Annotated in this window: 12 protein-coding genes and 2 pseudogenes; 11 read left to right on the plus strand and 3 right to left on the minus strand. The window is 44.8% G+C overall.

Features of this window, described 5'->3' with window-relative positions:
• Positions 1-44 precede the first annotated feature (44 nt).
• The 10 genes and pseudogenes from A4E24_RS04510 to A4E24_RS04555 all read left to right on the plus strand — a co-directional run.
• Positions 45-371: pseudogene (locus tag A4E24_RS04510) on the plus strand (D-aminoacyl-tRNA deacylase); the annotation flags it as partial.
• Between the two features lie 480 nt (positions 372-851).
• Positions 852-959, plus strand: a pseudogene (locus tag A4E24_RS04515) (ribonuclease Z); the annotation flags it as partial.
• 95 nt (positions 960-1,054) lie between these two features.
• Positions 1,055-2,158 carry a cell division protein FtsZ gene (gene ftsZ, locus A4E24_RS04520; RefSeq protein ID WP_292352062.1) on the plus strand — a complete coding sequence of 368 codons (1,104 nt, stop codon included), beginning with the start codon at positions 1,055-1,057 and terminating at the stop codon, positions 2,156-2,158.
• Positions 2,159-2,338: 180 nt separating this feature from the next.
• The gene (locus A4E24_RS04525) at positions 2,339-2,542 is read left to right on the plus strand and encodes a protein translocase SEC61 complex subunit gamma (RefSeq protein ID WP_292352081.1); all 204 of its coding nucleotides are present in this window, start codon (positions 2,339-2,341) and stop codon (positions 2,540-2,542) included.
• A 3-nt stretch (positions 2,543-2,545) separates the two neighbouring features.
• Positions 2,546-3,007: a transcription elongation factor Spt5 gene (locus A4E24_RS04530; protein WP_292352083.1), complete on the plus strand. Its 462-nt coding sequence runs from the start codon at positions 2,546-2,548 to the stop codon at positions 3,005-3,007.
• Between the two features lie 44 nt (positions 3,008-3,051).
• Positions 3,052-3,534 (plus strand): 50S ribosomal protein L11, encoded by a 483-nt coding sequence (locus A4E24_RS04535; RefSeq protein ID WP_292352064.1) that lies wholly within the window; start codon positions 3,052-3,054, stop codon positions 3,532-3,534.
• A 149-nt stretch (positions 3,535-3,683) separates the two neighbouring features.
• Positions 3,684-4,325 (plus strand): 50S ribosomal protein L1, encoded by a 642-nt coding sequence (locus A4E24_RS04540; protein WP_292352066.1) that lies wholly within the window; start codon positions 3,684-3,686, stop codon positions 4,323-4,325.
• Position 4,326: 1 nt separating this feature from the next.
• Complete coding sequence (locus A4E24_RS04545) at positions 4,327-5,358, plus strand: 50S ribosomal protein L10 (protein ID WP_292352068.1); 1,032 nt, start codon at positions 4,327-4,329, stop codon at positions 5,356-5,358.
• Between the two features lie 38 nt (positions 5,359-5,396).
• Positions 5,397-5,705, plus strand: a complete 309-nt coding sequence (gene rpl12p / locus A4E24_RS04550) for a 50S ribosomal protein P1 (RefSeq protein WP_292352070.1) — start codon at positions 5,397-5,399, stop codon at positions 5,703-5,705.
• A 146-nt stretch (positions 5,706-5,851) separates the two neighbouring features.
• Positions 5,852-6,826, plus strand: a complete 975-nt coding sequence (locus A4E24_RS04555; RefSeq protein ID WP_292352072.1) for a radical SAM protein — start codon at positions 5,852-5,854, stop codon at positions 6,824-6,826.
• Between the two features lie 11 nt (positions 6,827-6,837).
• Here the strand turns inward: A4E24_RS04555 and A4E24_RS04560 are convergent, their stop codons facing one another.
• Together A4E24_RS04560 and A4E24_RS04565 are read right to left on the minus strand one after the other, a co-directional pair.
• Positions 6,838-7,608 carry an S-adenosyl-l-methionine hydroxide adenosyltransferase family protein gene (locus A4E24_RS04560; protein WP_292352074.1) on the minus strand — a complete coding sequence of 257 codons (771 nt, stop codon included), beginning with the start codon at positions 7,606-7,608 and terminating at the stop codon, positions 6,838-6,840.
• A gap of 110 nt (positions 7,609-7,718) precedes the next feature.
• Positions 7,719-7,844: a hypothetical protein gene (locus A4E24_RS04565; protein WP_292352076.1), complete on the minus strand. Its 126-nt coding sequence runs from the start codon at positions 7,842-7,844 to the stop codon at positions 7,719-7,721.
• Positions 7,845-8,897: 1,053 nt separating this feature from the next.
• Here A4E24_RS04565 and A4E24_RS04570 point away from each other — a divergent pair.
• Complete coding sequence (locus A4E24_RS04570; RefSeq protein ID WP_292352078.1) at positions 8,898-9,095, plus strand: hypothetical protein; 198 nt, start codon at positions 8,898-8,900, stop codon at positions 9,093-9,095.
• A 343-nt stretch (positions 9,096-9,438) separates the two neighbouring features.
• On the opposite strand, the gene A4E24_RS04575 is transcribed toward A4E24_RS04570, so the two are convergent.
• A partial coding sequence (locus A4E24_RS04575) for a hypothetical protein (protein ID WP_292352079.1) occupies positions 9,439-9,852 on the minus strand: 414 nt, incomplete at its 5' end.

Consider the following 9,852-nt stretch of genomic DNA (forward strand, 5'->3'; position numbering starts at 1 on the left):
TCAACATGCAAAAAATGGCCATTAATACTGGTTATGAAGTTACCATGGAGTCCACACATCATGGACCAACGGATGTTCGTTCACCCATGGTCTATGCTGAGATCGGCAGTGCAGAAGAACAGTGGGAAGACCCGATGGCAGGAGAGATAGCTGCCAGGGCAATACTGGAGATGAAAGAAGAGAAAATGCCGGTTGCCGTTGGTTTTGGGGGCGGGCACTATGCAAAGAGGCAGTCCAAAATATTACTTGAGAACAATATAACATTCGGACATAATTTTCCAAATCATCAGCTTGATAACCTGGATCTGGAACTTGTGCGGCAGGCCATCGATAAGTCAAATGCTGATCTTGTGTATTTTGACCGCAGGGCGATGTCATCGGCGCATAAAGAAAAGTTCACTGATATCGTCAAAGAACTTGGTCTGCAATTGCTGAGGGAAAGCGACATCTTAGATATGCATGGATTGCCCTGGCATGTTTATTCTCATATGCTTAAGCTGGCAGAAAGGTCATGTCCCGGCAGCCGCCTGAGAATAACAGATGGATTCAGGCAGATGATCCTCGACGACGTAGGTTCAAGCACAGAGGACGTTCAGACCTTTGTGATGGATGAGGGCATCTTCAGTGAAGCGGTGTCTGCTGATAAGAATAAAGTGATAGACTTACTTGGAATGTCGAATGTTGTGTACCTTGAAAAGGATAATGGAACATTGCCCGGCATAATGATGTGCAAGCGAGGCAAAGAAAAGGCTTCAGCTGATATGCTTATAGATGAATGCATTAAAATACTAAAAGAGCATTATGAAATAAAATATATCCCGGAAGAGATGACGCTATATATTACAGAGGAGAGGTTCGACCCGGAACTTGCCCGGGAGCTGGGCGTGCCTCCTGGTCCTATGTTCGCAGAGTTGAAAAATGGGAACCCTGTAACTGCCAATGGCAGAATTGTAGAACCATTAATGGTTTATACAAAAACCACAAGAAGAATTACATTGGGAAATACCATTACTCTTAAGTAAATAACACGATTTCCACTCAAGGGAGAAGAAGAATGAGATCCATAGTAGAAGAGGCACTTGCAAGGTCCGAAGAGGAAGGACGCCTCCATACACGTGTGCCTGAACCGAACGATATCAATGCAGAGTTAGAGGAAATGCTCCGTGACCTGAGGACTGTGATCAAGGTCGTAGGCTGTGGTGGCGGAGGGTCTAACAGTACGCAGAGGATGGCCAATGAGGGAATCAAAGGAGCAGAGCTAGTAGCTATAAATACTGATGCACAGCACCTTCTGAGGGTCAATGCCGATAAGAAGATATTGATAGGAAGAAAGAAGACAAGAGGCCTTGGTGCCGGCAGTCTTCCTCAGGTAGGAGAGGAGGCCGCGCTGGAAAGCGTTGATGAGATCAGGGCTTTTGTAGAGGGCAGTGATATGGTGTTCATAACCGCAGGGCTTGGCGGAGGCACCGGAACCGGTTCTGCACCAGTCGTTGCAGAAGCCGCGAGAGATGCAGGCGCTTTGACCATTGCCGTAGTAACTCTTCCCTTTGGAGTTGAAGGGCATGTAAGGCGTATGAACGCCGAAGCTGGCCTGGAGAGGCTCAGAGAAGTTGCAGATACTGTAATAGTTGTTCCAAATGACAAGCTTCTGGAAGTAGTGCCCAGGCTCCCGCTGCAGGCTGCTTTTAAGGTATCTGATGAAGTGCTGATGAGGGCGGTTAAGGGAATTACTGAACTGATCACAAAGCCAGGACTTGTTAACCTCGACTTTGCCGACGTAAGGACCGTCATGCAGAACGGTGGCGTTGCAATGATCGGTCTTGGTGAAGCTGAAGGCGAGATGAAAGCTGTAGAGGCTGTGCAGAAGGCATTAAGAAGCCCATTGCTGGATGTAGATATATCCGGTGCCACATCGGCTCTTGTGAACGTAGTTGGCGGTCCTGACATGACCATAGCAGAAGCTGAAAGTGTAGTTCAGGAAGTATACAGCCGCATTGACCCCGATGCGAGGATCATATGGGGTGCGCAGGTAGATGAGGAACTGGAAAATACAGTGAGAACAATGCTTGTTGTTACTGGTGTCAAATCTCCTCAGATCTACGGTCACGGCGGTACCAGAAACGTTACACGCAAGTATGGAATTGATTTTGTAAAATGAATGGGATCCAGTAGGCAGCTTTTAGTCTGCCTGCTGAAATAATCGAAAACTATTTTAGAGAAGAAGTTGTAGATGGCCGGTACTATTTTATAGCATGATTAAAATCTGACTACTCGTCATTCGTTCAAAGTTAGAGAACATAAGGCTTAATCGGTTGTGAAGATATTGGCAGGGAATAATATAGATTCAAGCAAATTAAATACCACAGTGGACTCTATAGGATCTATTATAAGAGCACACATAAGGGTTCTGAAACTAACGAAGAAGCCCTCCAGAGAAGAGTTCCTGACAATTGCTAAGGTAGCCGGTCTGGGGATCCTTGCCATTGGTTTTATGGGATTCCTGATCTATATAGCAATGGTGGAAATACCGAAGTGGGTGTGAATGATGGCTGAACCTTCTGCTGTATTCGTGGTGAAAACAACTGCTAATCAGGAACGTTCTGTGGCAAATATGATGGCAATTGTGGCAAGGAAAGATCACCTGGACATTCGTGCTATCCTGGCCCCGGACGAACTGAAAGGATACGTACTGGTGGAGAGCACGTCACCCGGTATAGTGGAGCAGGCCATCCAAACAGTTCCGCACGCTCGGGCAGTGATCAAAGGACAGTCCAGCATTGAAGAGATATCTCACTTCCTCACACCTAAACCCACGGTAACCGGTATAACCGAAGGTGCGATCATAGAGATCACATCCGGACCCTTTAAAGGAGAAAGAGCACGTGTCAAGCGTGTAGATGAAGGGCACGAGGAGATCACTGTTGAACTGTTCGATGCTGTGGTACCGATACCTATAACTATACGTGGTGACACTGTAAGGGTCCTCAGGAAAGAGGAAGAGTCCTGAACATTTAAAATTTATATATAATAAATATAACTGGTGATACTCACATGGCAAATGTTGTAGAAGCACTGGTCTCTGGAGGAAAAGCCAATCCCGGACCACCTCTTGGCCCGGCCCTTGGACCTTTAGGGATCAATATAAAAGCGGTTATAGATAAGATCAACGAGAAAACAAAAGATTATAACGGCATGCAGGTACCTGTCAAAGTGATAGTTGCCGATGATAAGAGCTTTGAGATAGAAGTTGGTACGCCACCAACTGCTGCGTTGATCAAGAAGGAACTGGGCATCGAAAAGGGCTCCGGCGAACCAAAGACGAACAAGGTAGGAGACCTGAAGATAAACCAGGCTATGAAGATAGCACGCATGAAGAGGGACGTAATGCTGGCATATTCCATGAAGGCAGCAGTAAAGGAAGTGCTGGGAGCGTGCCTTACTCTGGGTGTAACAGCAGAAGGAATGGACCCAAGGGAATGTCAAAAGGCCATCGATGAAGGTAAATTCGATGATGTGCTGATGGCAGAAGCTTGATCCACGCTATATAACCGATAGATATAAGAACTATGCTCCACGTTGGGAGCAATGTCAAAATAACGGGCCGGATATTCCAGGCCCCTTTACAGACCGTAGTAGGCCGAAGTGGCCGAGGAACGGCAGTTCAGCACTACGGGAGGAACAGAATGGTAAATAAGGAAACAGTAGAAGCTGTTAATAAATTGTTAGAGGAATCGCCGCAGCGCAAATTCATGGAAAGCGTTGATCTGGCAATCAACCTAAAACACCTTGACATGAGTCAGCCCAAGAACCGTGTTGACGAAGAGATCATACTTCCACATGGTCTTGGTAAGGACTTGAAGGTCGCTGTTTTTGCAAAAGGTGAGGTTGGTCTTCAGGCAAAAGATGCGGGTGCTACCTATGTCTTCACTGAGGAAGACATCAACGATATGAAAGAGGATAAAGCACGCGCAAGGGCAGTAGCCAATGAATGTGACTTCTTCATAGCTGAAGTACAGTACATGCCACTCATTGGTAAGAGCCTCGGTGTTGTCCTGGGTCCCAGGGGAAAAATGCCAATACCGCTCCAGCCTGGAAAGAACGTAGCTGATGTGATCAACTCCTCCAGAAGTTCCGTGCGTATAAGGTCAAAGGATAAACTGACCTTCCACGTGTCAGTGGGCCGCAGAGACATGCCGGTAGAAAAGCTGGCCGACAACATAGAAACGGTGATCTCCAGACTCGAGCAGTCCCTTGAGAAAGGCAGCCAGAACATCAGGTCGATCTATTTGACGACCACGATGGGTAAATCAGTGAAGGTGATGTAATATGGAAATTGATCACCACTCGTCACATATACCAAAATGGAAGGCCAAGGAGATCGAGGAAATAAAAGAGCTCATAAGATCCTACCACCTCTTTGGTATAGTGGGTATTGAAGGTATTCCTGCAAAGCAGCTCCAGAAAATGAGGAGAGAGCTGCAGGGAACTGCATATATCAAAGTGGCCAGGAACACCCTGATAAGAAGGGCATTGGAGGAACTAGGCCAGGATGTAAAGGATATGGCCGAATTTATTGATGTCCAGACGGCATTAGTATTTTCTGATCAGAATCCATTTAAACTGTTCAAACTTCTCGAAAAGAGCAAGACACCTTCACCAATAAAGGCCGGTGCTGTGGCTCCAAAGGACATTGTAGTTGAGGCAAGGCCAACAAGTTTTCCACCCGGACCCATTCTGGGCGATCTGCAGAAAGCTGGAATTCCTGCAGCCATTGATGGAGGCAAGGTCGTTGTAAAGGAAACAAAGACCGTGTTGAAAGAGGGTGAAAAAGCTCCCCAGTTGCTTGCATCTATGCTTAACAGGCTTGAGATCTATCCAATGGTCGTTGGACTGGACTTAAGAGCAGTTCTGGAAGAAGGATCCATATTCCGTCCAGATGTGCTGGCTGTGGACGAAACACAGTACTTCAACGACATAGCTCTGGCCGCAAAGCAGGCATTCAACCTGTCAGTATACGCAGCATATCCAACTGCAGACAACATAACAGCGCTTATCGCAAAAGCTTCAACAGAATCCAGGAACCTCGGTATTTATGCTGCCGTGTTCGAGCCGGAACTGATGGGAGCATTGATGGGCAAGGCTCAGTCACAGATGCTTGCTGTGGCTGCTGCAGCCTCAACTAAAAATGAGGACGCAGTAGACGATGAGCTTAAACAGGCCCTTGGAGCCGCAGCTGCAGCAGCAGTGAGCACAACAACCGAAACAAAGGGCGAGGAAGCCGTCGAAGCGAAAGAAGAGAAGGAAGAAGAGAGTTCTGAAGAGGACGGAATGGCCGGCCTTGGAGCACTTTTCGGATAAGACAGACTATAACTTACATTGATAAAAGGTGATTTCACATGGAATACATATACGCAGCACTTTTACTGCACAAAGCTGGTAAAGAGATTACAGAAGATGCAATAACTGCCGTTCTTCAGGCAGCTGGTACCGCAGTCAACGAATCACGTGTAAAGGCGCTCATTGCAGCCCTTGAGGACGTGGACATAGAGGAAGCCATGGCAACTGCAGCAGTTGCAGCAGCTCCGGCAGCAGCGGCCCCGGTGGCAGCAGCCGAAGCCCCAGCAGCAGAGGCAGCAAAGGAAGAAGAATCCAAGGAAGAAGCAGAAGAGAGCGGAATGGCCGGTCTCGGTGCACTCTTCGGATAAGTACTTCAACCAACTTACAAACATCTGTACATGCCCGTGTTCTACGGGCATATCTTTTTTCAAAATGTATTTTTGTACATCTGTACAGCTTTTGCTGTATCCTGTAACAGAATATTTAAATCATCAACTGATGTAGATATTGAATCATGTCCAGATCACCCTTCACGGCAACAAAAGCATTCTGGCAAACAAGGATCAGAAAACGTCCTCTTGTGCTTTCTCATGCTATCAACTCCCGCTGCAACATGAGATGTAGTTTCTGTGAATACTGGAAACAGAACGGTCCTGAAATGACATTGCAGGAGATCACCGGATTGCTGGATGAGGCAAAGGACTTTGGAATAATGATATACAATGCATGGACAGCAGAGCCTTTGCTAAGAGAGGACCTGCCACAGATCCTCCAGCATGCCAGAGAACTGGGCATAGTAACTTTTCTCATAACCAACGGACTGCTGCTGGAAAAAAGAGCAGAGCAACTTAAGGACCTGGATTACCTTTCCGTATCCGTCGATGGCATAAACAGCTATAGAGAGATAAGAGGGGTTGACTTTAAGACCAAAATACTGCCTGGTATCATAAAAGCAAAAAGATACATGAAAAATCCCATACTCATGAACTGTGTACTAAGCGGCAGGAACCTCGATGATATTGAAGAGCTCATACGACTTGCCGCAGAACTGGGCGTGAGCATAGCTTTCGAACCAATGTACGAATTTTCAGGAATAGCGGATGACGTATGGAAGAACATCGGCGTAAGAGATGTTGAGAAATATCGCAGGACAGTGGACATGATAATCCAAATGAAAAAAGAAGGTTATCCCATTATTAATTCATACACCTATCTGAAGATGGCAAGGGACATGAACACTGATTTCAGATGCCATGCAGGGGAACTTATACTAAATGTAACTGCTGATGGCACCATAGAGCATTGCAGAGTTGAAAGGGAACCCCTGGGAAACGTAAAGGACGGACTGCAAAAAGTTTGGGAAAGCAGCCGGGAAAAAAGGAAGCTAATCCCTCTTAATTGCCACAGATGCCTGTTCTTCGGATATGTGGAGAACAGCCTATTGTATGACATGAACCTCGAGGTAATGAGGCACTATAAATGGATGTGAAAATTAAGGGCTCAACTTTTTTCGATCTTTATTTCATCTTCACATCCTATTTTCAGCTTTTTTGCAGCGCTACCCCTATTAACAGCGATCTCGAGAAAACCATGGCTGCCAATAAGAACTAATAATTCTCCTATTTCTGCAGATCCGTAGGTTTCAAGAAGAGGCATTGAATTGCCGAATATTCTTATGCGTTCTTCAAAGCGGAACTTCTTGAACACATCTGAAGCCTGTATATTGGTAATGATGTTACCAAAATCATCTATATAGATGACCTGACCTGAAATGGAATCATTTCCAGCTTCAGCTGTTCCGAAGTCCAGGTGAACATGATCCTCAGTGGCTTCACCTACCTCTTCAAGGGGCATACCTTCTGATAGATAGGCGCCGATACGGGCAAATACATCCCTTCCATGAAAAGTGGCGGATACATCCCCTAGCAGACCTAAGTTTGTGATCTTGTGTATCTCCATTTTTCCCATCCGTGAAGCTGCGGGGACCATGAGACCGTTATCAGGACCAACAAAAAGATGACCTCCTGCAGAAATGACTATTGAATTCCGTGCCGTTCCAACTCCAGGATCCACTACGGCCACATGTACGGTGCCCACCGGAAAATAAGGCACTACAGAGTAGAGGGCGAAGGCTCCGGCCCTTATGTCCGCATGAGGAACAGTATGAGAAATGTCAACTATAGTTGCCCGGGGATCAATGCCCAGAATGACCCCCTTCATGGCAGCAGGGTAAACAGAACCGAAATCTGTGGTAAGGGTAATCAGCGACATATAAAATAATCGCATTTCATTGTATATTGATGTTATCAGAAGTGAAAAGAATGTCCTTAGTAAATGAAATGGCATCAGAAAGATGAGGTGTGAGTGCTTAGAACGAGCGCTCAGATCTTTGATGAGGTGCCTGTTTCAAGACAGTGGATAGTGCAGTACATTTCCTTGCGGACGGACTTGCTCTGAACATACATCTTGCTACCACAGTTCTGACAGGTTACAGTTACAAATTCCATATGATATCTCTCCTCGTTTTTCTATTAACAGGTCTTGAACACCACATTAAGTCATTGACAGAGCAATGACATCGATCCGGGACACCCCGTGATATCATGGTGGGTTCGCCACCTTACTATTGATATAGTAGATACCTCTGAATATATGTATTTAAATTTTTCTACACTTAAGAATATACTGATTCTCATAATGATGAGAAAAAGCTGTGAATGCATGTACCACACTATACCGGGATCTCTACAGAGATGCGAGGTACTACATATGCAGCAAACTTTGCTCATTCATGTAAAAAAGTCGTTACCTGCATGATCATGCACAGGCAAATAGAAGATTAGCATTATACAAGATCATCCAGATCATGGGCGAGAATCCCATACAATATGAAGATCAAAGTCGAATCCGGTTATATACAATAGGCTTCAATTATTGGATGCAACCATATTTGGAGAGTGGGATCTGATACGTGGAAAAGTACCCTCAGAACTTGCCGGACGTCAGCATGATCATCCAAATAATCCTTTTCTCCATGCTGACGTCCTTCAAGACATTCCATCCGTTTAAAAAAGAGTTACACCATTTTAAATATGATACCCGAGGTTTTACCTTAACGCGAAAAGGACAGGAGGTTTCCCTCCCATGAACATAGATCAGACTGTGATCTTTATACCAGATCACTTCCTCTTCTGGGATCCGTCGTATGGATATGTGTGATATCCTTCCTGTGCAGGCTTCTTGGACCCTGACTTCTTCTGCTCTTTCACTACCATTTATCTCACCTCCGTGTTTCTGTCCATTCCACGATAAACAGCATTTTAAAGGCTTAACTTAGTTTGAATGTATAGGCTAGGTGATTATGTTAAGCCATAAAGATGCTAGTAGAATCTAATATATAATTAAAATTATATTAATTTTTGCTGTTTAAAGAATTGTTTATTAGAGATATGAAAGTTAAGTGGCCAGTAAAAAGAACCTAATAATCAATCATTATAAAATATTCTAACGATTTTTTATTAAAATTTTATTTATATAGTAGAACAATGATTTTTATAAATATGCTTGAAAAATACTGGTCATTATTCCTTACAGCTGCTATCGGCCTGATAATTGTTGAACATCCTTATCTGGGAATAGGATTGTCATTTGTGGGTTTTGCTCTGGCAAAGCATAACGAGGATCATACGTACACAGATGCATTCTCTGTAGATATATCTAAATATGAATCTTTTGAGAGTTATGCCAATATCCATTGAGCAATATATACAATCAGAAGTTTTCAAAATCAACCGCTAAATAAAGTTTTTACAAGGAATAGACAGTGAATTCTTTTTACAGTAGTGGTATATAATGGATCTTCACCGAACCCATTAATGACCAGAGGCAAAGAAGGTAAATTGAATAACGGGAGCATGTTGTACGGATGCCCCCGAAGGTGTGTATAGTACGCCCTGACGCAAAGCGTACAAATCGTATATAGCTTTTACAGGTTAAAGAAGCTAAACCATGCAAGGTGAAAGTAATAGCAGCATCTTGTGCTATCTTCAGCTCTTGCATTAACTACCGACCTGCCCTGTAAGCTGCCAGAAGTTTCTCATGTTATGCCAGGCTTACTTCAATGACCGACCTCGCCCACTCTGCAGCATGTTCGAGTTCATCACTTTTAAGGGGGCCTTCAGGATCCTTTACTATGAACCATTCTGGCGGAACTATGAGCTTTCCTCCTTTTTTCACAAGTTTGTCTGCTATGGGTTCAGCAGCATATCCAAACCGTTTTGCCAAGATCCTGAATAAGAAGGACCTTTTGTCTGCTGCGGAAAGCCTGGTGTCAAAAGCTGCCCCTTTGATGTTTTTGAGACCATTTGCAGGGATGCTGTTAAGAAAAGCAGTTACTTCCTTCGTGGGACGAAATGCCCTGGTGGGCGAACCAACGATCAGCAGATCAAGGCCATTCAATCTATCCGGGTCAATATCACTTACCCTTACTGTTCTGACATTCCCTTGCGAACCCAT

This window comes from Methanomethylovorans sp. PtaU1.Bin093 (assembly GCF_002067275.1).
Taxonomy (GTDB): domain Archaea; phylum Halobacteriota; class Methanosarcinia; order Methanosarcinales; family Methanosarcinaceae; genus Methanomethylovorans.